The sequence below is a fragment of the Planctomicrobium aquicomposti genome (assembly GCF_051466325.1).
GTDB lineage: Bacteria > Planctomycetota > Planctomycetia > Planctomycetales > Planctomycetaceae > Planctomicrobium.
This window is the reverse complement of the sequence record NZ_CP195792.1, coordinates 4,606,790-4,632,537: the sequence shown is the minus strand read 5'-3', so window position 1 is coordinate 4,632,537 and position 25,748 is coordinate 4,606,790. Positions and strand designations below refer to the sequence as shown.

General features: G+C 59.9%; 24 protein-coding genes. 14 read left to right on the top strand and 10 right to left on the bottom strand.

All coding sequences use genetic code 11. The features are described 5' to 3' along the window. Nucleotide 1: 1 nt before the first annotated feature. Both SH664x_RS17825 and SH664x_RS17820 read right to left on the bottom strand, forming a co-directional pair. Complete coding sequence (locus tag SH664x_RS17825) at nucleotides 2-1,429, bottom strand: NADH:flavin oxidoreductase (RefSeq protein ID WP_437203175.1); 1,428 nt, start codon at nucleotides 1,427-1,429, stop codon at nucleotides 2-4. A gap of 16 nt (nucleotides 1,430-1,445) precedes the next feature. Continuing rightward, on the bottom strand, nucleotides 1,446-2,786 hold the full coding sequence (locus SH664x_RS17820) for a Gfo/Idh/MocA family protein (protein ID WP_437203174.1): 1,341 nt from the start codon (nucleotides 2,784-2,786) through the stop codon (nucleotides 1,446-1,448). A gap of 452 nt (nucleotides 2,787-3,238) precedes the next feature. Here SH664x_RS17820 and SH664x_RS17815 point away from each other — a divergent pair, with 452 nt between their 5' ends. From SH664x_RS17815 to SH664x_RS17765, 11 genes are all read left to right on the top strand, one after another. Continuing rightward, complete coding sequence (locus tag SH664x_RS17815) at nucleotides 3,239-4,816, top strand: Hsp70 family protein (protein WP_437203173.1); 1,578 nt, start codon at nucleotides 3,239-3,241, stop codon at nucleotides 4,814-4,816. A 94-nt stretch (nucleotides 4,817-4,910) separates the two neighbouring features. Continuing rightward, a complete protein-coding gene (locus tag SH664x_RS17810) occupies nucleotides 4,911-5,975 on the top strand; it encodes a hypothetical protein (protein WP_437203171.1) in 1,065 nt (354 codons plus the stop codon). 167 nt (nucleotides 5,976-6,142) lie between these two features. Continuing rightward, nucleotides 6,143-7,810, top strand: a complete 1,668-nt coding sequence (locus SH664x_RS17805) for an ATP-binding protein (protein ID WP_437203170.1) — start codon at nucleotides 6,143-6,145, stop codon at nucleotides 7,808-7,810. 283 nt (nucleotides 7,811-8,093) lie between these two features. Beyond that, nucleotides 8,094-9,263, top strand: a complete 1,170-nt coding sequence (locus SH664x_RS17800; protein WP_437203168.1) for a 3-keto-disaccharide hydrolase — start codon at nucleotides 8,094-8,096, stop codon at nucleotides 9,261-9,263. 2 nt (nucleotides 9,264-9,265) lie between these two features. Beyond that, nucleotides 9,266-10,009 (top strand): glycosyltransferase, encoded by a 744-nt coding sequence (locus SH664x_RS17795; RefSeq protein WP_437203166.1) that lies wholly within the window; start codon nucleotides 9,266-9,268, stop codon nucleotides 10,007-10,009. Between the two features lie 223 nt (nucleotides 10,010-10,232). Next, nucleotides 10,233-10,592: a ribosome hibernation-promoting factor, HPF/YfiA family gene (gene hpf, locus SH664x_RS17790; RefSeq protein WP_437203164.1), complete on the top strand. Its 360-nt coding sequence runs from the start codon at nucleotides 10,233-10,235 to the stop codon at nucleotides 10,590-10,592. 169 nt (nucleotides 10,593-10,761) lie between these two features. Beyond that, nucleotides 10,762-11,232: a PTS sugar transporter subunit IIA gene (locus SH664x_RS17785; protein WP_437203163.1), complete on the top strand. Its 471-nt coding sequence runs from the start codon at nucleotides 10,762-10,764 to the stop codon at nucleotides 11,230-11,232. Between the two features lie 91 nt (nucleotides 11,233-11,323). Continuing rightward, complete coding sequence (locus SH664x_RS17780) at nucleotides 11,324-11,608, top strand: HPr family phosphocarrier protein (RefSeq protein ID WP_437203161.1); 285 nt, start codon at nucleotides 11,324-11,326, stop codon at nucleotides 11,606-11,608. Between the two features lie 210 nt (nucleotides 11,609-11,818). After that, nucleotides 11,819-13,576 carry a phosphoenolpyruvate--protein phosphotransferase gene (ptsP, locus tag SH664x_RS17775; protein WP_437203159.1) on the top strand — a complete coding sequence of 586 codons (1,758 nt, stop codon included), beginning with the start codon at nucleotides 11,819-11,821 and terminating at the stop codon, nucleotides 13,574-13,576. A gap of 395 nt (nucleotides 13,577-13,971) precedes the next feature. Continuing rightward, nucleotides 13,972-15,249 (top strand): inverse autotransporter beta domain-containing protein, encoded by a 1,278-nt coding sequence (locus tag SH664x_RS17770; RefSeq protein WP_437203158.1) that lies wholly within the window; start codon nucleotides 13,972-13,974, stop codon nucleotides 15,247-15,249. A 342-nt stretch (nucleotides 15,250-15,591) separates the two neighbouring features. Further along, complete coding sequence (locus SH664x_RS17765; protein ID WP_437203156.1) at nucleotides 15,592-17,277, top strand: sensor histidine kinase; 1,686 nt, start codon at nucleotides 15,592-15,594, stop codon at nucleotides 17,275-17,277. Between the two features lie 180 nt (nucleotides 17,278-17,457). Here SH664x_RS17765 and trpD read toward each other — a convergent pair whose 3' ends face one another. Genes trpD through SH664x_RS17745 form a run of 4 tightly spaced genes read right to left on the bottom strand, consistent with a single transcriptional unit; the run spans nucleotide 17,458 to nucleotide 20,166 of the window. After that, a complete protein-coding gene (trpD, locus tag SH664x_RS17760; RefSeq protein ID WP_437203154.1) occupies nucleotides 17,458-18,480 on the bottom strand; it encodes an anthranilate phosphoribosyltransferase in 1,023 nt (340 codons plus the stop codon). Next, nucleotides 18,470-19,129 (bottom strand): phosphoribosylanthranilate isomerase, encoded by a 660-nt coding sequence (locus SH664x_RS17755; RefSeq protein WP_437203152.1) that lies wholly within the window; start codon nucleotides 19,127-19,129, stop codon nucleotides 18,470-18,472. The genes trpD and SH664x_RS17755 overlap by 11 nt, the downstream gene beginning before the upstream one ends. Then, nucleotides 19,119-19,439, bottom strand: a complete 321-nt coding sequence (locus tag SH664x_RS17750; protein ID WP_437203151.1) for a hypothetical protein — start codon at nucleotides 19,437-19,439, stop codon at nucleotides 19,119-19,121. Before SH664x_RS17750 ends, SH664x_RS17755 begins: the two co-directional genes overlap by 11 nt. Nucleotides 19,440-19,488: 49 nt before the next feature. Next, complete coding sequence (locus SH664x_RS17745) at nucleotides 19,489-20,166, bottom strand: 7-carboxy-7-deazaguanine synthase QueE (RefSeq protein ID WP_437203149.1); 678 nt, start codon at nucleotides 20,164-20,166, stop codon at nucleotides 19,489-19,491. Between the two features lie 384 nt (nucleotides 20,167-20,550). On the opposite strand from SH664x_RS17745, the gene SH664x_RS17740 reads away from it, so the two are divergent. Beyond that, a complete protein-coding gene (locus SH664x_RS17740) occupies nucleotides 20,551-20,796 on the top strand; it encodes a carbon storage regulator (RefSeq protein ID WP_437203147.1) in 246 nt (81 codons plus the stop codon). Between the two features lie 469 nt (nucleotides 20,797-21,265). Next, nucleotides 21,266-22,123 (top strand): dTDP-4-dehydrorhamnose reductase, encoded by an 858-nt coding sequence (gene rfbD, locus SH664x_RS17735; protein WP_437203146.1) that lies wholly within the window; start codon nucleotides 21,266-21,268, stop codon nucleotides 22,121-22,123. Between the two features lie 4 nt (nucleotides 22,124-22,127). On the opposite strand, the gene SH664x_RS17730 is transcribed toward rfbD, so the two are convergent. Then, the gene (locus SH664x_RS17730) at nucleotides 22,128-22,673 is read right to left on the bottom strand and encodes a type 1 glutamine amidotransferase domain-containing protein (protein ID WP_437203144.1); all 546 of its coding nucleotides are present in this window, start codon (nucleotides 22,671-22,673) and stop codon (nucleotides 22,128-22,130) included. Nucleotides 22,674-22,903: 230 nt separating this feature from the next. Here SH664x_RS17730 and thiS point away from each other — a divergent pair, with 230 nt between their 5' ends. Beyond that, nucleotides 22,904-23,104 (top strand): sulfur carrier protein ThiS, encoded by a 201-nt coding sequence (thiS, locus tag SH664x_RS17725; protein WP_437203142.1) that lies wholly within the window; start codon nucleotides 22,904-22,906, stop codon nucleotides 23,102-23,104. An 18-nt stretch (nucleotides 23,105-23,122) separates the two neighbouring features. Here thiS and SH664x_RS17720 read toward each other — a convergent pair whose 3' ends face one another. The 3 genes from SH664x_RS17720 to SH664x_RS17710 form a co-directional block, all read right to left on the bottom strand. Then, nucleotides 23,123-23,455 (bottom strand): FmdB family zinc ribbon protein, encoded by a 333-nt coding sequence (locus SH664x_RS17720; RefSeq protein ID WP_437203140.1) that lies wholly within the window; start codon nucleotides 23,453-23,455, stop codon nucleotides 23,123-23,125. 221 nt (nucleotides 23,456-23,676) lie between these two features. Beyond that, entirely contained in the window at nucleotides 23,677-24,420 is a 744-nt protein-coding gene (locus tag SH664x_RS17715; protein ID WP_437203138.1) for an N-formylglutamate amidohydrolase, read from the bottom strand. Nucleotides 24,421-24,453: 33 nt separating this feature from the next. Further along, entirely contained in the window at nucleotides 24,454-25,692 is a 1,239-nt protein-coding gene (locus tag SH664x_RS17710) for a carboxylate-amine ligase (RefSeq protein WP_437203137.1), read from the bottom strand. Nucleotides 25,693-25,748 lie beyond the last annotated feature (56 nt).

The following is a 25,748-nucleotide window of genomic DNA, read 5'->3' as shown; positions in this document are numbered from 1 at the left end:
GTTATTCCATCGCCTGTTTGATCGCCAGCAGCTGTTCTCGTTCAGGCATCGCCTTGTAAAACGGATCGAGCGGATAGCAGCCGGAGACGATTCCATTCCGCGGGGCGGTGGTGCAGTCGCTGAACGTCCGGCAGATTTTCTTGCGGGCCATCGTCTTCCCGGCGATGACGTCGGCCGGCAATTCGGGATAGGAAAGGACCATCCGGCCCAGTCCCACAAAGTCGACATCGCCTGCGGCGACCGCCTTCTGCCCCACGTTCGGGAGCCATTCCTGCAGATACGAATACCCCGAGCCGGTAATCAGCAGGTTCGGGAACTCTCGTTTCAGGTCTCCAGTCACCTTGATCTGACGAGCCACACCGACCAGCGGATCTTCTGGAGGGAGATAACCGTCGGAAGGGGGGAAGATCGCCGGACGTTGGATATGGGGGTTGTAATAGGGGCTGCCGACCGAGACGCAGACCAGTCGAATGTCGAGTTCTTCGAGCAGCTGCAGGAACTTTCGGGGCTCGGTGAGGTCGATGCCGACGCCCGTCCCGTCGCCGCCGAAAGCACAGCGGTAGGGGGCACTGGCGGAGGGGACGCCGATGCGGTCAGGCCCCGGTTCGTAGGGGGTGTAGTCGAACACGCTGACGCGGACACCGATTTCCAGCCCCGGTGCGGCAGCATGAATTCCGGAAACGATTTCGCGGAGGAAACGGGTGCGGTTTTCGAAGCTGCCCCCGAACATCCCGGGACGATCAAAGCCGGAGAGAATCTCGTGGCCGAGATAGCCGTGACAGTGCTTGATGTCGACGAAGCGGTATCCGGCCTTCTGAGCCAGGACAGCTGCCTGGATGAAATCTTCGATCAGCCGTGACAGCTCGTCGTCAGTGAAGATGGGCTTGTCATCGGTAATTCCCAGGCGCCGGTCGAGAACCGGGTGTCGATAGGCGATGCGTGGTTCCGGACGAGATTTCTGATTGGGACGGGCGAAGCGTCCGGAGTGGGTCAACTGGAGCCCGACCAGCAAGTCGTCGGTCCGGCCGAACTGTTCGAGGTGGGCTTTTTCAAGCACTTCGCGCAGGCCGATGATGTCGGCGAGAGTGCTTTCATTCATCATCAACTGATTTGGATTGGCGCGGCCATCCTGTCGGACAGCGACCGCTTCGCCCCCCCAGATCAGCTTGGCGCCGCTCAAACCGAAGTTGACCCAGCGGCGCTGAGTCAACTCGGTCGGGCGTCCGTCGGTTGTCCCGTCCCAGCCTTCCATAGGCAAGATGCAGAATCGATTGCCAATTACTCCGCCGCGATGCGCAATCGGCTGCGCGAGAGGGGCTGCCTCGTCGCTCTGCAGCACATCGTCAAAGGGGAGTTCGACTCCCAGCGAGGTGAGATAGGCACGGAACTGTTCTGCTGTCTTGAGCGTGGAAACTCTGGGATAGGACATCTGAGCGCATCGAGCCTTAGATGAAGGGAGTGAGGCCGGGGAGCGGCGGACTCCGGAATGTGACCGGCGTCTCCCAGGTAAGATTGTCTGGCACCAGCTTCTCCTCGGAGTTCAGTGCCATTTCCGCGGTAATGACTTTGCCGGTATAGGCCGACATCCGGCCCATCAAGCCCATCAGCGTGCTGTTGCACATCCGGTCTCCATCGTTGATCGGATTGCCGCTGCGGATCGATTCGAAGAGCTCATCGTGTTCGACCTGATACATATTCGGGTTCGAACCTTTGCGACCGCCGGAGGAGATCGTTTCCCCAGCCAGGGTGATTTCCCGGCCGCCGATCGTTCCCTGACCTTTGGTGCCAAACAGGTACAGGCTGTTGTCCCCCGCACATCCGGCAATCTGCCGCTGGGCAATGAAGCTGCGGGTCCCGTCTCCCCAGAGGTAGTTGACTTCCACGTGGTCGTAGATGTCTCCCCCCTTGGCGGGAATCTGACGACCGCCGATGCCGACACAGCTGACCGGGGTCTGATCCCCTTTGGCCCAGGCGAGCCAGTCGACGGTATGCACAGCCTGTTCAACGAGGCCGTCTCCGGAGAGCCAACAGAAGTTGTACCAGTTGCGGACCATCCAATCGACGTCTGTGATTCCGGCCGGACGGGTGTCGGCGGCGGGCATCGGTTTGACGGGACTGGTCAGGTAGGTGCCGTAGGCGGCCACGACATCACCGGCGGCTCCGTCGAGTACCCGCTTGAAGAACTCGCGACGGGGCAGGTCATAGCGCCAGCAGAAACCGGCGACCAGGGCCAGCTTTTTCGCTTTGGCGACTTTCACCGATTCCATGACCGACCGCAGTCCCGGGGCGTCGGTGGCCATCGGTTTTTCGCAGAAGATGTGCTTTCCTTTCTCCACGGCGTAGGCCAGATGCTCCGGCCGGAATCCCGGGGGGGAGGCGAGCAGCACGACGTCGCAGGCGTCGATCACTTTTTTGTAGGCATCAAGGCCGGAGTGTTGCTGTTCCGGATCGACTGTGACCCGCCCTTCAACTTTTTTGCTCGCTCCCAGCGTTTTCAGGCAGCTCGCGATCGGCTCGGGATAGGCATCTCCGACGGCGACGAGTTTGGCGTAAGGATCGGCCATCAGGGCCTGGTAGGCAGCCCCCGAGCCGCGGCCGCCGCAGCCGACCAGACCAACGCGGATGGTCTCGTTTCCATCGGCGAAGGCTTTGGCAACGCCATCAAAGTTGGCCAGGAGTGTGCCTGTGACGCTGGCGGCGGCGCCGGTCTTCAGGAAATCGCGACGGGTGGAGGAAGGAGTCGCGGGACTGGCGGAGTTGGTTCTTGCGGAGTTGGTCGTGGGCACGTTTAAGACCTTGCTGCTCAAGGAGGTTGGTTGCCGAGCCAAAACGGCGGCTCGACAAGTATTGTAGGCAGACGTGATCATGTCCCAGAGACACGGTGCTGGCACCCTGTCCACTGAAACCCCGCTGCTGCAATGCTAGCGGACTCATCACTTCGACGGAATCGAATCACTGCTCGATGGTTTATGAAAATTGACACCCATTTCCGGCATTCGCCGAGCGATTGGGATGGGAGGATCGGTTGGATTGCACCGGTTCTCAAATCAATCGTAGGCGAGTGGCTTGAAATCCGTTATGGGGCAGCGACAGAATAGCGAATCCAAGCACATCCAGCAGCAGAATCCCCTTCACTAATTGCTTACGCGGGTGAAGTCGGGATGAATGATCAGTCGTAGCGGAAATCGTACTTGCAGCAGGCGGCCGCATTCCGTGGCCAGATCAACCGGGGAGACTCATGAAGATTCTTGAAGGGCAGACTGTTGGCGTCGATCTGGGAACCACTTACTCCACCATTGCCCAGCTGAACCCTCAAGGCGAGCCAATCGCGATTCCCAATGCCGACGGGAAAACGATTACACCCTCAGTGGTGATTCTGGGTGAAGATGGCAAGATCATCGTCGGGCCGACCCGTGACCGAATGGCACTCGAAAATCCACGCAACATCGTGGAAGCGATCAAGCGCCAGATGGGGAACAAAGACTTCTTCGTGGTCTATCAGGGGAAGAAGTTTACGCCGGAATTCATCTCGGCTCTGATTCTCAAAAAGCTGAAGCAGGATGCGGAAAAGGTCATGGGCCCCGTGGCCAATGCGGTCATCACGGTCCCCTATTACTTCAATGACGTCCGCCGCAAGGCGACGCAGGACGCCGGGCAGATTGCCGGCCTGAATGTGATCGACATTATTAACGAGCCAACTGCCGCGACCCTGGCGGTGGCCTGGCAGAAAGGGCAGCTGGGACGTCCCGATGCGTTCAAGGGGGAACGGACCATCATGGTGTACGACCTCGGCGGGGGAACCTTCGACGTCACCGTGGTCCGTTACACAGCCAACAACTTCAAGGTGCTGGCGACCGACGGCGATGTGATGCTCGGGGGGCTCGACTGGAGCCGCCGCATCGTGGACTACATCGCCGAGCAGTTCCACAAAAAGCATGGTGAGGATCCGCGTGAAGATCCCGAAACCATGATGCAACTGACGCAGGACTGCGAAGAAGCCAAACGCGAGCTGAGCCTGAAGGCTCAGATGTCGATCAACGCGTATTACAAAGGGAAGAACCTGGCGGTGGCGCTCACCCGCGGTGACTTCGAGCGTCTGACCGGGGATCTCATGCAGCGGACCCGCGATACCACCGAGCTGGTGATGCAGCAGGCCGGGGTCGGCAAGGGAGAACTCGACGAAGTGGTGCTCGTGGGGGGCTCGACCTACATGCCCGTGGTCGAAACCATGCTGCGCGAAGTCACCGGCAAGGTTCCGACCCGCGATGTGACTCCGGAAGAAGCGGTCGCGCAGGGAGCCGCCATTCATGCCGCAATTCTGGAAAGCAAGGCGACCGGCGGGGCCAGCCACCTCGCTCAGGCGGTGTCGAACCGGCTGAAATCCGTGGTGGCCAGCGATGTGAATTCCCATTCACTGGGAATCAAGATCACCGACCCGAACAATAAGACTCGGAAGATCAATCACATCATGATTCCGAAGAACACTTCGATTCCCTTCGAAGTGTCACAGAAGTTCGTCACCAACGCTCCGAACCAGCAGCGGATTCATATCTGCGTGCTGGAAGGGGATGCAACCGATCCCGATGCCTGTACGACGATCGGAGACTTCCGCATTACCGGACTGCCCGACAATCTGCCGAAGGGAAGCCCGGTGGAAGTGACGTATCTGTACGACAAGAACGGCCGGATTCACGCCCGGGCCCGTGAACTGACCTCGCACAGTGAAGCCAAGGCGGAGATTGTACGGGACTCGGGACTGACGAATGACAACCTGGACAGTCTGGAAGTCCTGGCCAGCGAGTACTCGGTGGAATAGCCTGACCCGTCTGTCCGCCTGACTGAGCTGGTGTCCGGCATTGAGCAGCTGCCGGACAGTTTTTCCACTGGCATTCGACAAGAGTGGTTCTGCAATGGATTTTTACAAGGAATGGCTGGGCATCCCGGAAGGCCCTCGTCCGCCGGATCACTACGAGTTGCTGCGGGTCAAACGCTTTGAAGATGACCCCGACAAAGTGCGGGCGCACTACAAGAAGTTGAACGCTCACGTTCGCAAGTATGCGACCGGCCAGTATTCCGTGCAGTCGCAGGAACTGTTGAACGAGATGGCCAAGGCCATGCTCTGCCTCACTGATCCGGACCGGAAGCGGGATTATGATGAAACTCTCGGTCGTGAGTTCCCGGCCGAACGGGATGACTTTGGACGACAGCCGATTCTCGACGTTCTGACCCGGCAGGGGGACATCTCTCGCGACCAGAAACGGGAGGCAGAAGTCTTCGCGGATCGCCGTGGGCTCAGCCATCGTGATGCCGTCGTTCAGATGAAACTGGTCGATCCGGTGAAGGCCGCGCGGGCTCTGGCGGTGCAGCTGGGATATTCCTACGTCGATCTGGAAGACATGATTCCGGAGGACAACGTTCTTGATCTCGTGCCCCGTGCGCTGGTGAAGGCGCACTCTTTCATTCCCCTGTTTATTGATGACGGCCAGTTGCTCGTGGCCTGCGTCGATCAGCCGGAACATGAACTCGAAGACGAACTGCGTCTGCGTTACGACGTTCCCGTGCGACCGATCATCGCTGCGCCGCGGGCCATCAATCAGGCGATCACCCAGTACTACGCTCCGGGGATGCGGGACGAGGCCAAGGTGAAAGCTCCCGCTGCCACACCGGCCAAGGGTGGGGCCAAACCTGCTGCCAAAGGGGGGGCCAAGCCGGCCGCCAAAGCAGATGCCGGCAAACCCGCGAAAGTCAGTCAGGCCGGGGCGAGCTTTGCCTCGCTCACGCCCGAAGAACAGAAGTCCCGGAAGCAGATGGGGCTGCTGTTCATGTGCTGGAGTGTCGTGGTCCCGATGTTCCCGGCGATGCTGTCCGCGCCGATGAAAGCCACATTGCCGGCGTTTATCGGCTATCTGCCTTACCTGGTTGTCCTGAGTGCGCCGGCCACCATCTGGTGGGTCACGCAGAAATACTGGAAGTAACGGACCCGGTCGTCACTTGATCCCCGGGGATTCCCTGCCGGGAACGGGAACCCTGCGACCAATTTGACTTTGGATTGACCCGTTCTCGCCACGCCGCTGCGCGTTTTTCATCAATCGCAGCGCTGACACTGGAACGAGCAACCTGCCCTAGAATCCGGAAACATTCCGTGCTGGAAGCGACGTTACTGGTCATTCAGGGGCCAGATCAGGGGCGGCGACATGAACTGGCGGCCGATGCGATTTACGTCGGACGGGGCGCCCAGAACGAGATTCGTGTGCTCGACACCGAAGTCTCCCGTCGACATATCAAAATCTTCCCCGAAGGGGACAGCTGGCACTTCGTCGATCTGCGCAGCGCGAACGGCACCTATCTGAATGGTCAGCCGGCGCTGGAGGCCCGGCTGCAGCCGGGGGACCAGATCCAGATCGGCCGCACGATTCTGCTGTTCACGCTCGATCGCGAACCGGCGGAAAGCTCGGCGGTCGAGCAGATCAGCCTCGTGGCCCGCTCCTCTGCGGATGACCAGTCGCGAATCGTCGGCAAGGCTCCGCCGATCGAATCGGAGTCATTCGCGAGCTGGGCGCAGGCGGGTGCGAACCTCCAGTTGCTCTATCAGATCACGGAAGAGGCCGTTCGGCCATCCACGTCTCTGGACGAGCTGCTCCGGCGAATTCTGGATCTGACGCTGCGGGCCGTCGGCGCTGACCGGGGCTGCATGCTGGTCACCGACTCCAAGACCGACCGCATCGAGCCGCGCGTGGTCTGCCACGTTCCGGGCATCAATGTGAATGAACGGATGCCGATCTCGACCAGCATTGTGGAGTACGTGATTCAGAAGGGGCAGGGGGTTCGCACCTCCGATGCTCAGCATGACAGTCGTTTCGATGCCGGTCAGAGCATTGTGAAATCCGGAATTCGGGAAGCGATGTGCGTGCCGATGCAGGGACGCTATGAGCTGATGGGGGTCATCTATGTCGACACCACCAGCACCGCCCGCCCCGCCGTCCTGACGTCGAATGCACATAGCCAGTTCAACGACCAGCTGTTGCGGTTGTTGCTGGCCATTGGTCGACAGTCGGCGCTGGCGATCGAAAATCAGCGTTATCAGGAATCGCTGGTGACTGCAGAGCGACTGGCTGCGGTCGGCCAGACGGTGGCGATTCTGAATCACCACATCAAGAACATTCTGCAGGGGATCAAAGGCGGCGGCTATCTGATCGACATGGGCCTGCGGGACAAGAACGAGGATCTGATCCGCAAGGGCTGGGGTGTTGTCGATCGAAACCAGTCGCGAATCTATGATCTGGTGATGGACATGCTGACCTTCAGCAAGGAGCGGCGACCGCAACTTCGCAAGGCCGACCTGCGCAAGTTGCTGGACGAAATTCTCGAACTGATGCAGTCACGCGCTGAAGCCACAGGCGCGCAGCTCCAGCTGCGCGAAGTGTCGCCGGTGCCCGCGGCTTACTTCGATCCGGAAGGGATGCACCGGGCGATTCTCAATCTGGTGGCCAACGCGATCGACGCGGTGGAAGGACGGGAGTCGCCGCGCGTTGAGGTCCGCTACGGATTCCACCCGGAGCTGGACCATCTCTGGGTGGAGGTCGAAGACAATGGTCTGGGGATTGAAGAGGCAGCGATTCCACGCCTGTTTCAGCTCTTTGAGTCCAGCAAGGGCTCCAAGGGGACCGGTCTGGGACTGGCGGTCAGTCAGAAAATTTTGACCGAGCATGGCGGGACAATCTCCGTGGCCAGTCAGATCGAGGTCGGAACCTGTTTTCATATGGAGTGGCCGAATCAGGGGAGCGACGGCGAAAATTCCGAATCGATGTGAACGATTGCAGCGGTGGAAACTGGCGTTTTGCCGATTTTCCTGAGTTTTTGATCATTAGCCATCAAATTGCAGGGGTGGACTTGGCAGTCAGGGCAATTTGAATTGAAATAAATCTCCCCGCCGCAGGCGGACGTTTTCTTACTGACCGGTCGACACGATTCCTGCTTTCAGAAGGGATCATGTCTTACCGGTCACTGCGATCGGCAGGAGGCCATGACGTGTAACCGGTCCTCCCGTGGAGCGACCGGTGTCCAGGCGACCTCAATCTGATGTGGAATGCCGAATGAGCTGTTCCTGTGTTTTTCGATCTTCCCGTCGGTTCTTCCCCGTCACTCTGGCCCTGGCGGTCGTCACGTGGGTGACATCGTCGGCGTTGGCGGCCGAAGATCCACCAGCCGGGAATTCTGCCCAGCCCGCCGCCAAGCCGACCCCCAAGGCCCCCAAGCCAAAAAAAGAACCGTTTCAGCCGGTGCCTGTGGAAGGGAATCTGGATTATTTCCTCCAGGGGGAATACCGGGGCTGGCAGCGCTCACGTCCCTCCTCCCGCAGCAGTGAGCCGGTTGCGTTGCAGGTCTTCTGCCCGACGCCCGGTGAGTTTGCCGCTGTGAAGTTCTACGGTGGACTGCCGGGGCAAGGCTGGCAGGGGGGAGAACGGTTTGACTATGTCGGTCAACGCGAGGGCGAGACAGTCCGTCTCGTGGCGGACGATTACGAAATTGTTGTGGACGGCAAAACGGCATCGGTCTTCACCCGCGATGGGCGGCCCGCGGGCGAGCTGAAGAAAGTGGACCGCGTCAGTCCGACGGAAGGTCTGCGACCCCCTCGCGACGCCATTATCCTGTTCGATGGCCGGACTCCGGAACTTCTCGTCGATGCGAAGTTGACACCGGACCGCGATCTGCTGGCGGGGACCATCACCCGGGATGCTTATGGGGATTGCCGGCTGCATCTGGAATTCCGGATTCCCTTTGTGCCGCATCTGTCCGGGCAGAATCGGGGGAACAGCGGTGTCTATCTGCAGAGCCGGTACGAGTTGCAGATTCTGGAATCATTCGGTCGGCCTGCCATCTTCAATGAATGCGGTTCGCTGTACCGGACACTCCCGCCGCGAATCAACATGTGCTATCCCCCTTATCGCTGGCAGACGTATGACATCGACTTCAGCAGCGCGAAGTTCGATGACCACGGGAAGAAGATCGCGGATATGAAGATCAGTGTCTGGCACAATGGAGTGCCGATCCATCAGGGGGCGGTGCTGTTTAACAAGACCGGAAACGGCTCCCCGGAAGGCCCTCTCCCCCTGCCGACGAAACTGCAGGATCACAATTCGCCGGTCGAGTTTCGAAACATCTGGCTGGTCCCGAAAGACCCATCCGAGACACGACCGGGGGCGACTTCCGCCCACCAGGGACCGTCCACGACTCCCACGCGCGGGCAGGACCAGAAATCGTGACCGTGTCGGATGCAGCCCCGGAGTTTTCGTTCATCATTCCCGCCCGGAACGAAGAACTGCTCCTCGCGCAGACCCTCGCCGCGATTCGTGAAGCCGCCACAGGGAATGGCATCACGTATGAGATCATCGTGGTGGACGATGGCTCAACCGACCAGACAGCTCGGGTCGCCACGAGTGAGGGAGCGCGGCTGGTCTCTGTCGAACTGCACAATATCGGTGCGGTGCGGAATGCGGGGGCGGCAGTTGCACAAGGGGAAGTGCTCTATTTCCTCGATGCCGACACGCTGCTGCCGAAAGAGACCCTGGCTGCAGCGCGGCAGGCTCTGCGGAACGGCGCGGTCGGGGGAGGCGGCTCGGTCCGTTTCGATGCGCCGCTGACGTGGTTTCAGACAGTGCTGGCGTCAGCGTTTTCCTTTCTGTGGCTGCGTGTCTGCCAGTGGGCCGCGGGCTGCAATATCTTTGTCCTGCGGAAGACATTCGAGGCGACGGGGGGATTTGATCCGAAATATTTCGCCGCGGAGGAAAAGTATCTTTCGGAAGCGATCAAACAGCAGGGGAAGTTCGTCATTCTCCGGGAAGCGGTCATCACGTCGGCCCGGAAGCTGCGCATTTTTTCGACGGCCCATTTGCTGAAGGTGGCATTTTCAGGGCTGGTGCTGAAGGGGGGGCGGATGACCGATCGGCAGGGTCTGGAGATTCTGTACGATGCTCCCCGGGAGAGTCACGCGCCGTCACAGGGGAAGTGAATGGGAGCCGCTTTCCCGAAGCCGATCGATTGCCGGGGGAGTGAAAGCTGTCGAATCTGTAAGATCGTATCGATCGTATCGTGTCTGGGGGATTCGATTTGAGAAAGAACAGCGCGGAATTGACGTCGCACCCCTGTCCAGTAGAATCATCGGTTCGTTTCAATTTCGATGACAGAGACACCGGCACGTTCCGGTGGTGTAGACGCTCCAGTGGAGACGACGAGTGCAGGTTGAGATCACGTGCCGTCATGGTTCGATCGGTCCTGAATTTCAGGAATACATCACGCGTAAAACCCAGAAGCTGCTCACCTACTTCGAGCGGGTGACGGCGATTCGTGTGACGCTGGACTATGAGGGTGACCGGGTCAAGGTGGAAATTCTTGTGGACGCCGAACACAAGCACGATTTCGTCACCAGCCAGGAAGGTGGTCGGGAAATCGTGAACGCGTGCTTTGATCAGGCGCTGGCCAAGATGGAACAGCAGATCAAGAAGTATAAGGAAAAAGTTCAGGACCACCGCCGCGACAAGCCCATGAATGATCTGGTGACAGACGGGTTGGATTCTGAAGAGACGACAGCCTGATTCCCCTGTACCGGCAGACGACCGCTCGCTGCCGATAGCAGACGACCCTGGACAAAATTTGGACGTGTCCGGATCCTGACTGGTCAAGCTTTGAACGGCTGATACCCTGACCTCCGCAAGCGGCGGCGTTTTCGCTACGGAGCCGAGTGACTGAATAAGGAAGTGACGAATGCGACTCACTGAGTTCGTGGTACCGGATGCGATTCTCCCGACGCTGCAGGCCGAGAATAAGGAATCGGCAATCCGTCAGATGGTGGCCAGTCTGAAGAACGCCGGCAAGATCCGGGCAACGGACGAAGAGACAATCATCTCGGCGATCCTGAAGCGTGAAGAACTGGGTTCGACCGGCATTGGCCGGGGCGTGGCCGTTCCCCATACCAAACATCCTTCCGCTGAATCGATCATTGCCACCGTGGCGATCTGTCACGATGGACTGGATTTCGAAAGCCTCGACGGTGAGGATGTCTATATTCTGTTCCTGCTGATCTCGCCCCCCGATCGTCCGGGCGACCACCTGCGTGGTCTGGAAACAATTACCCGGCATCTGAAGAATGACGACTTCTGTAACTTCCTGAAGCAGGCGACAACCATTACCCAGGTGGTTGATCTGCTCAAGGAAGCGGACGAAGGCCAGGCCTAACACTGCGGATCCCTGAAATCAGCGACCGGCGAACGCATCGCGGCGCGGGATTCGCTGACTCAGGGAAGTCCTCCAGCTCTGTGATTCGCGAATGAGTGGTTCCACGTTGATCAGCCGTACTGTCAAACTCAATCTTTCGCAGGGGCTCCATATCCGGGCCTGTTCGAAAGTGGTGGCAATTGTCGGCAAATTCAACGGTCAGGTGCGGATTCGTTACGGCAACCGGACGGCAGACGCGAGTTCGATGTTCGATCTGGTGCAGCTGGCGGCTGTGCCCGGTTCCGAACTGGTGCTGGAAGCAAACGGCGACGGGGCCGAAGGGGTACTGGATGCTCTGGAGCAACTGTTCTCCCTGACAGCAGAGCCGGAAGAATAGCTATCCCGACCGCTCCAGGCGTGGTTGTGAGAGCACTGATTTGGGGATCTCCCCGACCCGGCGACGCGGCACTCGGTCTTCATCGATCCACGGCATCATTCCAGAGTCGAACTGCGCGGTGAACCGGGATGAGTGACCTGCTTGAGTCGTGGCGTTGAAGATCGGTGCTCTCTTCGTTCACAATGGGCGCAAGCTCAACCAGGGTAACCGATGCAGATTAAACATGGGATCGCCGTCGCGCCGGGAATCGCCATCGGACCGGCTTTTGTGCTGGGGGTGGAAGATTTTCGTATTCCCCAGCACTATGTGAGCGTTGAAGCCGCCGAATCAGAGATTCATCGTCTGCGGGCCGCCATTGATAACGTGGCGCGCGAAATTTCAGCAAACGAATCGCTCGCTGCGCAACATCTGGGCAAGCAATACTCCGCGATCTTTGCTGCTCATCTGCAGTTTCTGCGCGATCCGAAGCTGATTCAGGAAATCGAACAGCGGATTCGCGATCTCCATCAGTCCCCCGAATACGCCTCGGCTCAGGTGTTGCGGCGTTTTGCCAAAGAACTCCAGAACCTGGGGAACCAATACCTCGCCGAACGGGCCGACGACATTTTTGACCTGGAACGGAGTTTGCTTCGCAGCCTGCTCGGCGAGCAGCGTGAAGAACTGACCCACCTCACAGCCCCGGTCATTGTCTTGGCACACAACCTTACACCCAGCGAAACCGCGAACCTGAACAGGAGCTTTGTTCAGGCATTCGTGACGGAAGTCGGGGGGAGCACCAGTCACACCGCGATTCTCGCGGGGGCTCTCGAAATTCCGGGAGTTGTCGGCGTTGGGTCGTTCCTGTCGGATGTTTCGGGGGGCGAGCGCGTCATTGTCGACGGCAACGAAGGACGGGTCATCGTCGGCCCCGATGAGGCCACTCTCGCCCGCTATCAGGCGATGCAGGCCCAGCAGCGGACCAAGACCGAACACCTGCAGTCCCGCGTCGAAGAACCGGCCACGACCAAAGACGGCACACGGATTTTCGTGTACGGCAATATCGAGTTTCCCGAGGAAGCCGAACACTGTGCCAACCGGGGGGCGGACGGCATCGGCCTCTACCGGACCGAGTTTCTGTATCTGGGGGCGAACTCGGAACGGACCGAGGAAGACCACTACCACGCCTATCTGCAGGTGGTCCGCAATTTCCCGGATAAGCCGGTGATCATTCGCACCCTGGATCTCGGCGCGGACAAAATCCCGGGGGCCATGCGGCATGTTTTCCGCGATGCCGAAAATCCGGAGTTGGGGCTGCGCAGTATCCGTGTCAGTCTCGAATATGTCGAACTGTTCAAGACCCAGCTGCGCGCGATCCTGCGGGTCGCGACGGAAGGGGATGTGCGGGTGATGTTCCCGCTGATCTCGTCACTGGGTGAACTGCGACAGGCGAAGATGGTCTTCCGCGATGTCTGCGAAGATCTCGAAGAGCAGGGGATTCCGTTCAACGGCGATCTCCCGGTCGGCATGATGGTGGAGGTCCCCTCCGCCGCGCTGATGGCTGACGAATTCGCCCGTGAAGTGGACTTCTTTTCCATTGGGACGAACGACCTGATCCAGTATACGCTGGCGGCAGATCGCTCTGACCCGCTGGTCGCGAAGTACTATAACCCCGCCGATCCCTCGATCCTGATGCTGTTGCGGCGCGTCTTCAACGCAGCGGAGCAATCGGGGATCCCGGTGACGGTCTGCGGTCAGATGATCTCGGATCCGAAGTTCGTGCCACTGCTCGTCGGCATGGGCTTGAGGCAGATCAGCGTGACTCCCCAGTCGTTGCCGACGATCAAGGAATTGATCCGGAACATGTCTCTCAGCGATGCCCAGGCGATTGCCCAGCGGGTCTCGCAGTTTGAGCTGGCTCGGGATATTGAGTCGTTCCTCCGGGGCGAAGAAAAGCGGTTTCTGCCCGACAGTAGTGCTGTTTCTCGGTAGTGCTGTTGTCCTTCGATCCGCGGTCGTCGCCATCTGGAGTCGTGCTTTCGTGCAGCGAAATTCATGCTGCGCGGTGGCGCCACGAGCTCTCTGAAGCAGGTTGCAGCGGCCTGCGGCTCTCCATTCATCTGTAGGAGAATCCGGAGCGCGGGCTCGACGACTGGCACGTTTCACGCGGGTTACCGGGGCGACTTCGGCAGAAACTGCGTTCCTCCGGGGCCTTGGGGGCGTTGTCGGGGCAGCCCTGTTGACCCCATTGCCGCCGAATCTTTAGAGAATGTTCCGGAAAATCAAGTTGCGGAGCGAAGAGCCGCCCGAGAAGGGGGCCACTCTGCAACAGACAGGATGTCCGCAATTTCGCAGTGTGCGAATTGCATAATTCCAGGGACAGAACCATGCGCCGCTTCGTTGTGGCCGCCGTATTGCTGCTGACTGCCGCCCGGGGCGTAACCGCTCAGGACGTCAGGGGCTCACGGCCCGTGGACGGTGGCTGGAAGCCCCGGAACTATCCTGAACTTCTGGAAATCATGCAGACGGGGTATGAGGAGGCCGGTTATCTGGCCCCACCCTCGACCTTGCCACCCAGCCAAGGAAGCCGACCGGTTCGCCCCCCTGAAATGGCGCCGATGCCGGAGATTCCCCGCATTCCGCCGCCGATTCCCGAGGCTCTCGACTTTGGAGCGGTGCATACCTCTTCGTCCAAACCTTTGCCGATCAGCGAACAGAAAACCCTGACGCCCACGTTCGATCAGACTCCGACAGAACACGACAGCACCCCCTGGTCCGGCGAAACTGCCGCCTTTGACGCAGCACTCGTTGACACGGGGACCAGCTACGGGACGGACAGTATCCTCTGCGATGGTCTGAATGGGGCCTGGGAGCCGGGAGGCTTCTCCGATTGCGAAACAGTTCCCGATGGCAAGTTTGTGCCATTCGGAGTCTTCGGCGGTCGCGCGAACACCGACCGTGCCATGGGGACAGCGGAGCTGTTCTGGCCCTTCTGGCAGCAGGAAGACCGGCTCGTGTTCGCCGACGTGCGCGGCTACTTCGATGATGATGGCGGGGGAGAAGGAAACTTTGGTCTCGGCTATCGTGGCTTTATCGATCCCCGCTGGATCTTCGGTGCTTATGTCTACTACGACGTACTGAATTCACAGTTTGACCACACATTTCATCAGGCGACCCTCGGCGTGGAGCTTCTCTCGCTGGACTGGGATCTCCGTTTGAACGGGTACTTCCCGACCTCTTCGAGCAAGAACGTTCCGGTCCGGAACAACACCAGCTACGGCACGATCATCGCCCACAACTTTCAGGAGCGGGCGTATGGCGGCTTCGATGCGGAAGTCGGCAAGCGGGTCCTGCACTGGGGCTGGAACGACTGCTATCAGGTTTACTGGTTCTGGGGCGGCTACTTCTTCGATGGCAATTCGTCGAACTTTGAATCGTTTGGAGGACCCCGGACCCGTGTTGAGCTCAGGGTCTATGATCTGGAGTGGCTGGGAGCACAATCGCGACTCGAGTTCGGCCTGGAGACGTCCTACGACCGCGTGCACGACGGCCAGATCGGCGGCTTTGCCCGCATTCGCATCCCCTTCGGATTCAAACAGCCGCGTGATCGTATCGATCCGCTGCGACGTCGACTGGTGGATCAGCCCATTCATGACTTCGATTAGAATTGGTGGTTCTTTCCAAGGCCCGGGCAGGCAGCTTGGCGCAGGCTGAAAGGCTCGGGACCTCACTGCGAGACAGGGACTCTCCTGACAGCGGCCATCAACCGTCAAAATGCGGGATGAGGCGGTTCCTGTTGTCGTTCACCGACGGGACCGCCATACTGGAACAGTCCGTGTCCGTCGCTGAGGAGGTCCATTCCTCTAGCAGGAAAATTCCTCAAATCGCGGTCACACCGGGATGCGAGAGGAGGATGACCAGGTTCAGCCGACCATCGGGGTTGCATGAAACCCTGCGTTCCTCGAATCCGATCATGATCCGGCGGAAGTTCTCCGCCCACAGCTGATATGTCTTACCGCACGTTCAAAAAACTGCTCGGCGAGAACAGCCTGGAACGCAAGTGCCGGTTGCTGTTCGGCCTTGTGCTGGCGATGCTGATCACCGGGAGCTTTTACTTCTATGCCCAGCTGACGCTGCGGATCGTGAACGCAACCTATCTCGAGCGGGCCCAGCTGCTGATTGCGCAGAACATCGAAACGATTCACTACGCGAGTGATGTTCCGGATTCGATGAAAGCGTATGTGAAGAAGTTGAGTAACACGCTCAAGCCCGAAGAGCTGCGGGACGACACCTGGAAATTCATTCCGGTCGACACCGAGAGGTCGCCCGAACGCCGGGCCAGCGAACCGTTCGAGCACGAAGCCTACGACAGCATCGTTTTGCGGAACGAGCCGTCATTCGTTTACAAAGACACCAAATCGCTGTTGTATCACGTGTTTCAGCCGGTGGTGGCAGCCGACGTTTGTCTGCAATGCCACCAGGCGCAGGCTCCCATCGTGAAGGCGGTCGGCGACCGGATGGGTGTGGCCCGCGTCACGTTTCCTCTGGAAGCGACGCAGGCGAACGTGGCCAAGAACAACGCGATCCTGTTGATCATGGCGATTGTGACCGCGACGTTGGCCATGCTCGCCGCGTTGACCATTGTCCGGTATGTAATCGTCAAGCCGGTGATGCACCTGAAGGACGTGAGTGACGCGATTGCCCATGGCGAACTGGACCAGCGCGCCGATATCCGCACAGGCGATGAGTTTCAGGAACTCAGCCATGCGTTCAACCGGATGTTGCGGCAACTGCTCTCGACGCAGGATGAGCTCCGGCTCGTGAACACCGACCTCGATGGCAAGGTCGATGAACTGGCGCGGGCCAACCTGTCGCTGCACGAGATGAACAAGATCAAAAACGAATTCCTCGCGACGATGAGTCACGAGTTGCGGACGCCGTTGAACAGCATTCTCGGATTCAGCGATGTGCTGGCCGATGCCCCGAACCTCTCCGACAAGCAGCGGAAGTATCTGCAGAACATCCGGACCTCGGGACAGAACCTGCTGATTCTGATCAACGATATTCTGGATCTGGCCAATATCGAGGCCGGTCGAATGAAGATCAACGTGGTCGAGTTCTCGATGGAAGACCTGATCGACCGGCTGACGTTGTCGATGCGGCCTGCTGTCGAAAAGAAGAACATCGATATGCAGTGGAGCGTGGATGAGACACTGCCGATCATCACGCAGGATGTCGGGAAGCTGCAGCAGATTCTGTTCAATCTGCTCTCCAATGCGGTGAAGTTCACTCCGGAGGGGGGCCGGATCCGGGTCGCGGCGCAGCACGCGCCGGGGAACCGGTTTGATCTTGTCGTAGCCGACTCGGGAATTGGAATTCCGCTGGAGGATCAGACGCTGATCTTCGAAAAGTTCCGTCAGGGTAGCAATCTGCGGGGAAGTGATTCGCTGACCCGCGAATACGAGGGAACCGGACTGGGGCTCTCGATCGTTCAGGAGCTTTCCAAGCTGTTGGGGGGAGAGGTCTTTCTGGAAAGCGAGTTCGGGAAGGGGAGTACCTTTACCGTTCGGCTGCCGATCGAACTGTCGCAAAAGAGTTCGTTCGAAGAGGTCGCCCTTGTGAAGAATGCTCCGTCGGACCTGATGCGTCAGGCGGCTTCGCTGGGAGTGGCCGGACAGCGTGACGCCGGTTGAGCGTGATGCCCTCCGGTCTGCCGGTTGGTGCTTCGTGGCGGCGACACCGCCACTGCCGGGAAACGTCTTGTCCCGACCTGTTGCATTGAAAGTTGTTGCTGGCCCCATTCTCGCCACGCGGATGTCCGTAATCCCCCAATGAAACGCCTGCTGCGCTGGGACGGGAAAGAGCAACCTGCTCTATTGCTGATTGGTCCAGGTGATCAGACGCTGCAGCAGATCCGCCGCAGCACCGCTGTCGATGGTCCGGGCCGCTTCCGCAACTCCCTCTTCCAGCGAGGCGACCGCACGATGGCAGAGCAGTGCCGCCGCTGTGTTGGCTAACACCATATTGCGGGCGGGGCCCTGTTCTCCGGCGAGGACCCCACGAATGATCGCCGCACTTTCGGCAGCCGAGTTCACCCGCAGGTCCTCCACCCGACACTCGGGGAGGTGGAAGTCCGCGGCGGTCCAGGTGTGTGTGCGGACCTGGTCTCCTTCGATCTCCCAGACGCGGGTCGATCCCCAGAGCGCGACTTCATCCAGTTCGTTGTTTCCGCAGACGACGAAGGCCCGGGTGGTTCCCAGCTCGCGGACCGCGTGGGCAATTTTCTCTGCGTTCGTGTTCCGGTGCGAGCCGAGTAGCTGGAACTCGGCGCCGGCGGGGTTCGTCAACGGACCAACAAGATTGAAGATGGTCGGGACCGTGAGTTTCTGCCGCACGGGGCCGACATGCTTCATCGCCTCATGTAGTAGCCGGGCATAGCAGTAGCAGATGCCAAGTTCATCCAGACACGCCCCCGCCTGCTCGGCGGTCAGCGAGATATTGACTCCCAATGTCTCCAGCACTTCCGCCGAACCGCTCGAACTGCTGACGCTCCGGTTGCCGTGCTTGGCCACGGGAACACCGGCGGCCGCCACGACCAGTGCGGTGGCGGTGCTGATGTTGAACGTATGCAACCGGTCGCCCCCCGTGCCGCAAGTGTCCATCAACCCTTGCCGTCGGGAACGGATCTTCGTGCAGCGCGCCCGCATGACGGACGAGACTCCCGCCAGATGGGCCGGCTGGATTCCCTGCACAGCCAGGCCGGTCAGCAGGGCCGCGATCTCGACCTCGTCACAGCGGCCCGACATGATGGCGGTTGTCGCCTGCTCCATTTGCAGACGATCGGGGGACTCGCCGGAAATCAGTTGTTCGAGAGCGGTGCGGATTTCAGGTTGCATGATTCTCAGTGGTCTGCCGGGCTCGTGTCAGGAATTGTCGCACCGCGTCGAGATTCTTTTGACCGGGACGATCTTCAACACCGCTGGCGGTGTCGACTCCAAAAGGACGGACCGTTTCAATGCCGTCCGCCACATTTTCCGGAGTCAGGCCCCCCGCCAGGATGAGGGGCGGCCATTCCGGGTCCCAATGTTCCGCAAGTGCCTGCCAGGGAGCCAGATGTCCGGTCCCTCCATAGGCGCCGTCGACTTTGGCGTCGACGAGACAGGCCAGCAGCGGGATCTGTCGGGCGGCATACTCGGCGAGTGCTGCAGCGACTCCGGAAAAGTCCTGACCCGTGATGCGGAAGACACGAATCAGATCGAACTCCTGCAATTGGGCGGCGGTTTCGATGGGCTCGTCGCCATGCAGCTGGACGGTGCGCAGTCCCGTGCTGTGGCAGATTTCGCGGATCTCGTCGACCGAGTGATTTACGAAGACGCCGACCGGCCTGACCGAAGAAGGGAGCTGGCTGATGATCTCCCGTGCCACGCGTGGAGTGACGCTGCGGGGAGAGGGGGGGTAGAAGTTCAGTCCCAGGGCATCCGGCGCGAGCGCTGCAATCTGCAGGGCCTGATCGAGAGAAGTCACGCCGCAGATCTTAGTCCACATGCGGCACCTCCGCAGGCTGCTCTGCCGGAGAGCGGAGGGCAGGCGAACGTCGGAGTTGCTGCTGCTTCAACGTCTTGAAACGGTCAATGGTCATGGCAAGCAGGGCGGTCGCAATCAGCAGAATGGTTTCGAGCACCAGCGCCCGGGTTCCGTATTTCTGCATCCAGCGGCTCAGAGGATGGTCGGGATCGCTGAACAGGGAGACGGTACTGGCGAGGACCGTGATGCAGAAAACCGCTCCGACGACAGCCACCGGGTAAAACACCAGCCGGTCCTGTCGGGTCTGATCGGGCTGGGAAGGGGTCGTCATGAACCCAGTTTATGGGGTAAACGCGAGGATCGACAATGCACCGGGAACTTCAGGTACCGCGGGTGTTACCGAACAGCTCGATATGCAGTCGAGGGGTGACCTGCCAGCCCCGGAGGGCGGCGGCGTCCTTCAACCACTCCAGTTTCGGAGTCACGATCTCCGCCTCGACACCTTGCGGCATCAGATAGACCTGCTCCGCATTCAGGTGGGGAAATTCTTCCAGATAGCGTTCGACTTCCTGCAGATCGGCAGGGGTATCGATCACGAACTTGAGCTGGTAGTCGTAGTTCTGCGTCAGCTGACGAATAACGTCGGGACGATGTCGGCGCTGGTCGTGTCGGGCCGACCAGCTGGAATCGCGGGGTGTGGAGTTGGAGAGCTTGGGGCTGATGGACATCAGATCGGCGACGACAGGACGAAACACCGTGCCGGCGGTCTCGATGGTGATGGTGTAACCGCGGGCGCTCAGTTCCTGCGACAGCGGGACCAGATCGGGAACCAGCAGCGGCTCGCCGCCGGTCAGAACGATGTGCTGGGCCCGATAGTGGCTCACTTCCTCCAGCAGACTTTCCAGCGAACGCTCGGACCCTTCGGGCTGCCAGGAGGTGTACGGAGTGTCGCAAAACCAGCATCGGAGGTTGCAGCCACTGGAACGGATGAAACCGCTGGGAACGCCGAGCCAGCGCCCTTCTCCCTGTACGGATTCAAAGACCTCTGAGATCCACATTCCCGGTTTCCGTTCCTCTGAAGCAATGACGCGTGAGATCTGCATTGTTGTGCCGGGCCGTGGCCGCAGACAGCGAGGCCGCCGCGATTTCAGGGAGCATGCTGCTCGCCCAGCCGATTGCATCTGTTGCAGTGATCGATTCCCGATTTTACAGACCCAAGGGGCTGCTCCGAAGGGAGCAGACCGCTTGAAAAAGGTTCGTTCCAAAATTCTAGGCGAGACGTAACTCCTTCGCCGTCTTTTGTCTTCGTGAAATTACCTGGTTCGTCCGCTGACGGGAAATTCGGAATTGGCACGACGGGTGCATAATGATTTTTGCATCACACCGACTCATCCTCTCCCGAGTCCCTTCCTTACGAATTCTCATCTGCGGAGTAAAAAGCCATGCTCGTGATCTCACGTAAGTCTCAGGAATATCTGCAAATCGGCGACAACATCATCGTGAAGGTGATCCGGACGGCGAGCGGTTCGGTGAAGATCGGTATCGATGCTCCGGGGGGTGTGCGGGTGTTGCGAGGGGAACTGTCGGCTCTGGAACTGGACCCGACTGCCGAAGCTCCCCGCCCCCGTCGGGAGCTGCCGCGTGAGCACCGCGAATCCGAAGTCCGGGCCGCAGTCGAGGCGATCTGAAATGTCTCCGCAGAAGAACTGTGGCAGGCGGGGCTCCGGACGCGGCGGAATGTCAGTGCTGCAACCAGACCGGCTGCAGGAGCGAGTTCTCCGGAGAAATTTTTTGCAATCTTGATCAGCGATTGCGTGAAAACTTCAGGATTTCAGTGGAACCCCACTCTCCCCGTGGCGGGGGCCGGCAATCTTCAGAGAACGTCAAGGGGAAGTTTGAAAAATCTCAATGTCACGTTCGACTCTGCCGATTTTAATGGTGGCTCGGAGATCGGTGAGAATCTTCCTTCGGGAAGGTTCAAGGGGGGCGCCTTTCTCCCCAGCCCGTTCAGTGGCAATGTCGCTGAATCGTCGCCATGCGAGTGTGTCGCAGACCGCGTGAAATCATCACGCGGTTTTTTTATTGTCTGTGCAGACACTTCCTCGTTCTCTCCCGGCTCCCACAGGTGCACCGGGCGTCTTCTTGCGGAACAGATTCATGCGGATCGCGCTGATCGGTGCAGCAGGCCAACTCGGAACCGATCTGGCAGCCGTTCTCGATGAAGTCGTGCCGCTGACTCACGAGCAGATCGACATCACTGATCCGGCTTCGTTGTCGCAGACACTCTCGGCGATTCGCCCGGCACTGGTGATCAATACCGCAGCATACAATCTCGTCGATCAGGCAGAGGTCGAACCTGAACAGGCGCTGCTCGTCAATGCAACCGGTCCGCGGTTGCTGGCGGAGTGGTGTCAGTCTCATGCAGCCGCGCTGCTGCATGTGAGCACCGACTATGTCTTCGGGGGGGATCGGGAACGCTCCATCCCTTACCGGGAAACGGATGAACCAGCTCCACTGGGGGTTTATGGTCGGAGCAAATTGTCAGGGGAAGAGGCGGTCCGCTCTCACTGCGAACGGCATTTCATTGTGCGGACCTGCGGCCTGTATGGACGCGCAGCCACGCGGAGCAAAGGGAACTTCGTGAAGACGATGCTCCGGTTGGCGGGGGAACGACCGGAGTTGAAGGTTGTCAACGATCAGCACTGTGTTCCCACTTACACCGCTGACCTCGCGCGGGCCATTCAGGCTCTGATCAGGACCGAGGCCTACGGTCTGTATCATGCGACAAACTCCGGTTCGACCACGTGGTACGACGTCGCCCGGGAAGCGCTGCGTCTGAGCGGACTCCCCACGCGGGTGAATCCGATTCCCTCGGCGGCATACCCGACCAAAGCGGAAAGGCCGGGCTACAGCGTCTTGAACTGTGAACAGCTCGCGGCGGTCACAGGCCATGTCCTCCCCCCTTGGCAGGATGCCCTCCGTCGCTATCTGGAGCAGGAAGCGGCGGCCCTTTGAGGTGCTATTGGGCTGAGCGACCGAGAAACTCGATAATCGCCCGGCAGAAGTCGGGGAGGTCATCCGGCTTGCGGCTGCTGATGAAATGTCGGTCGACGACGACGCTGGCGTCTTCCCACACGGCGCCGGCATTCTCGAGATCGTCCTTGATACCGGGAGAGCCGGTGACCCGCACCCCGCGGTAGACCTTCGCGGAAATCGGAATCCAGCCTCCGTGGCAGATGGCTGCCACGAGTTGTCCCCGCTCATGAAACCCGTGCACCAGTTCGAGGACTTTGGCGTCGCGACGAAGTTTGTCGGGCATGAAGCCGCCCGGGCAAAGCACTCCCTGGAAATCGTCAACGTTCATGTCGCGGATCGCGGCGTCCGAGACACAGGGGTATCCGTGCTTGCCGGAATATTTCTGCCCCGCCTCTTCCCCGGCGACAACGACCTGCGCGCCCGCTTCTTCCAGCCGGAGTTTGGGATACCACAGCTCCAGATCTTCGTAAATGTCGCCGACGAAGCACAAAATCCGCCGGCCGTGAAGGGGCAACGCTGCCATCGTCATTTTCTCCGCCTCGATGGGAAAGAGTCGTGGTCACTCTCTATGCTATCGGGTGGAAGGAATCGTGCCAGTCGCTGTTTCAGGACCGGAGGGCACGTTCCACAAAATGAGTCGAGCGTCTTTGAGCCGATGGCTCTTTTCCCGGCCCGCGGATCACGCTTGATGAAGGCGGATGTCCGCGTGGCGAGGACCGATCGATCTGATTCAGTACGCTCTGGGAGCAGGGGTTTCGAGTGCAGGTTCAATTGAATGGTGCTCCGCGCGAGCTGGCGGAGGGGATCACGATCGCCGAATTATTGAAAGAGCTGGAGTTGGATCCACGGTTTCTCGCTGTCGAGCGGAATCGCGATCTCGTCCCCCGGCAGAAGCATGCCGAGTGTGTTATTCATCCGGGAGACGAGCTGGAAATCGTGACCCTGGTCGGCGGCGGCTGAACAGACCCACGCCGTGGTTCAGTCGAGATGCTTGAAGCTGTCGCCAGGGAGCGGGGCATCGCGGGAGATCACATCCGGGCCTTTGCCCGCCCGCTTTTCGTAGATCCCATCGCCCGCTTTCACATACTTCGTGAAGCCCAGTCGATCGAGCTTTTTGTCATCTTTGACGTTTTTGCTCATCGACGCTTCGGTCCAGCTGCCACCGATAAAGGGAGGCTGAATGACCCGCCGCACCGGCTGCAGCGTGCGCGGATGCTCGGTGAGCGGGGGTTCCGAAATGGACTGGATCACTTCGAACGTTTCGCCGCCGGAACCGTCGGCGTTGACGACTTCATAAACATAGGTAGGCATGCGAATCGGTCTCGAGGATACTCTGGGGAATGCCTCGTGGCGGCCCGTCCAGAAAGTGAACGTTCCCGTCGACGTGGCAGGTTCGAATCCCGCCTGCATCGGAATGCAGAATCAATTGCGATTCCAGAATTTTACCGCTGTGCGGCTGCGGGGAAAGTGAGCGCTCACCGGATTCGTCGTCTCTTGGACGTTCCGGAAGGAATCGGAGGGATTGTCCGGAGTCAGCGTGATGCGGCGGGGCGGTCCGATTTCTGCCAGGTGGTCAGCAGTGTTCCCAGCGACTCGCAGATTCCCCGCTGGATCCAATTCCACTCCCCCCGGTTGCCGAGGGGAAACTTCTGATTGACCTCGATCTCGATCCCCGCGTAATCGCGGTCGGCAAACATCTTCCGCAGCGTGACGGTGAAACCGTCGGAAGTGCCGCGATAGGGGAGATTGAAGTGAATTTTGTGATCCGGGAGTTCTCCCTGCAGCGTCTTCCTCCAGTGTCGGCAGATGGCGGACTCCAGTTCCCGCGCCGGATCGAACAGCAGGCCGATATCCGTGCGGCGGGTCTTCTCGTTCATCACCGGGGTAAACGAGTGCACTGAAACATGCAGGACCGGACCCGCTTTCAGCGAGCGGCGAATCGTCGCCTCCACCCGCTCGCGATAGGGAGTATAAAATGTCTCCACCAGAGACTGCCGCACGTCGGCGGGGAGGACGCGGCTGAACTCGGAAAAGAGTCGGGGGTGCCCGGGAGAGCGGTTCAGTTCGATCAGTAAACGCGATACGGTTTCCGAGCAGAGTGGCGCCTGAAAGGTGTTGGCGAGCAACTGGGCGAGTGCCAGTGCCCCGGGATCGTGGCCACGATGTGAGTTCAAGGCCTCGCGGGCCGCGCGGAACGCTGTGCGGTAGGCCGACGGAATCTCGTTGCCGCCGTGCTCACAGGTGATGACGAGTTGCAGCGGCCGCTGTCGACTCACGGTTCTGCCCGCAAAAAGACTGGGAACGATTGCTCAGTGAGCGAGGAACATTTCACCCGCTGACAAACACCGGGCGAGCTCCTGGTAGACTTCCCGCAACCGGTCGGCAGGGACAGCTTCGGGTGTCGTTGTCGGCTGCGCCGAAGTCTGGAGCGCCTGCAGAATTCGCCGGGACAGACAACCCTGATTCAGGATCGTCTGCAACGCAGGCAGATCGAGGGAACATTGCGCTGCCAGATGCTGCCACAGTTCTCGCGCGGTGGCTGTGGAGCCGAAGTACCCGAACTGCCGCAGATACGCGGCGTCACGAATCACCGCCGCATCAGCCTGCTGAATGGTGGCGAGCAGGATCGGTTCCAGCTGATCGACACTGAAGGCCTGCTGCTCGGCGGTTCCGGTCCAGCCCTGGGCGACCAGCTGCTTCAAGGTGGCGACCGTCAGCTGGGCGATGGCGAGATCGGCGGCGGGACATTCCTGCAGATCGATGACGCGAATCTCGATGGCTCCACGGCTGAAGCGGGCGATCGCACCCCGGGCGTTGAGGAACTCCTCCTGCAGGACACCATCAGGGTCATGAGGAGCGATCTCGGCGAACATGCGCTGGAAGATTTCACGGTCGTAGGTGGCCTGATCGTAGACCGGTTCGGGAATCACCCGACCGGCGATGGACGGAATCTTGCGCGAATTCTTGCGGTAGACCTCCAGCCGGGAATCGAGGGTGGAGGTCGTCTGTCCTTCCATCAACGGAGAACTGGCTGCGAGCGCCGGCAGGATCGGAAGCACCAGCCGGATCGCAGCGTGCAGCTGTGCGAACTCCGCATCGTTGGCGAAGGGGAGGTTGATGTGCATGCTCTGGAGGTTCGCCCAGCCATGCCCCTTGCAGTTGAAGATGCGGTCGAAGGCTGCGTAGACGACGTTGTAGTCGTAAGGCCACAGCTGCATTTCCCGGTCGGGATTCATCCAGGGATGCATGGCTGTCGGCAGCAGACAGGCGTGAGCGGACGCGAGCTGTGCGTTTAGTCGGTTGACGTTCGCCTGGAATTCCGTAGCCAACGGCGACAGATCGGCAGTCGGTCCGTTGGTTTTGATCTCGATGACGTGGTGAGTCAGCTCGTTTGACCACGAGATCGGCCCGTGGTCGACATCCGAGGCAATCTCTCCCTGCGCATCGCGCAGGACATGATCGGAAATCGGCCGGACGTTGAGCGTGTCAGCGTCGACGATCATGTATTCGAGTTCGATGCCGAAGGCGTCAAAGAGGTGGTACGTCATAGGGGGGTGGCCAACAGGCATCGGTCGAAAGAGATCAGGAAACTCAGCAGAGCCCG

Bases quoted from the DNA above. Each gene is read 5' to 3' on its own strand.
- SH664x_RS17825 (WP_437203175.1), bottom strand. From the start codon at position 1,429: ATGTCCTATCCCAGAGTTTCCACGCTCAAGACAGCAGAACAGTTCCGT.
- SH664x_RS17815 (WP_437203173.1), top strand. From the start codon at position 3,239: ATGAAGATTCTTGAAGGGCAGACTGTTGGCGTCGATCTGGGAACCACT.
- SH664x_RS17810 (WP_437203171.1), top strand. From the start codon at position 4,911: ATGGATTTTTACAAGGAATGGCTGGGCATCCCGGAAGGCCCTCGTCCG.
- SH664x_RS17800 (WP_437203168.1), top strand. From the start codon at position 8,094: ATGAGCTGTTCCTGTGTTTTTCGATCTTCCCGTCGGTTCTTCCCCGTC.
- SH664x_RS17785 (WP_437203163.1), top strand. From the start codon at position 10,762: ATGCGACTCACTGAGTTCGTGGTACCGGATGCGATTCTCCCGACGCTG.
- SH664x_RS17780 (WP_437203161.1), top strand. From the start codon at position 11,324: ATGAGTGGTTCCACGTTGATCAGCCGTACTGTCAAACTCAATCTTTCG.
- ptsP (WP_437203159.1), top strand. From the start codon at position 11,819: ATGCAGATTAAACATGGGATCGCCGTCGCGCCGGGAATCGCCATCGGA.
- SH664x_RS17770 (WP_437203158.1), top strand. From the start codon at position 13,972: ATGCGCCGCTTCGTTGTGGCCGCCGTATTGCTGCTGACTGCCGCCCGG.
- SH664x_RS17765 (WP_437203156.1), top strand. From the start codon at position 15,592: ATGTCTTACCGCACGTTCAAAAAACTGCTCGGCGAGAACAGCCTGGAA.
- trpD (WP_437203154.1), bottom strand. From the start codon at position 18,480: ATGCAACCTGAAATCCGCACCGCTCTCGAACAACTGATTTCCGGCGAG.
- SH664x_RS17755 (WP_437203152.1), bottom strand. From the start codon at position 19,129: ATGTGGACTAAGATCTGCGGCGTGACTTCTCTCGATCAGGCCCTGCAG.
- SH664x_RS17750 (WP_437203151.1), bottom strand. From the start codon at position 19,439: ATGACGACCCCTTCCCAGCCCGATCAGACCCGACAGGACCGGCTGGTG.
- SH664x_RS17745 (WP_437203149.1), bottom strand. From the start codon at position 20,166: ATGTGGATCTCAGAGGTCTTTGAATCCGTACAGGGAGAAGGGCGCTGG.
- SH664x_RS17740 (WP_437203147.1), top strand. From the start codon at position 20,551: ATGCTCGTGATCTCACGTAAGTCTCAGGAATATCTGCAAATCGGCGAC.
- rfbD (WP_437203146.1), top strand. From the start codon at position 21,266: ATGCGGATCGCGCTGATCGGTGCAGCAGGCCAACTCGGAACCGATCTG.
- SH664x_RS17730 (WP_437203144.1), bottom strand. From the start codon at position 22,673: ATGACGATGGCAGCGTTGCCCCTTCACGGCCGGCGGATTTTGTGCTTC.
- SH664x_RS17720 (WP_437203140.1), bottom strand. From the start codon at position 23,455: ATGCCTACCTATGTTTATGAAGTCGTCAACGCCGACGGTTCCGGCGGC.
- SH664x_RS17710 (WP_437203137.1), bottom strand. From the start codon at position 25,692: ATGACGTACCACCTCTTTGACGCCTTCGGCATCGAACTCGAATACATG.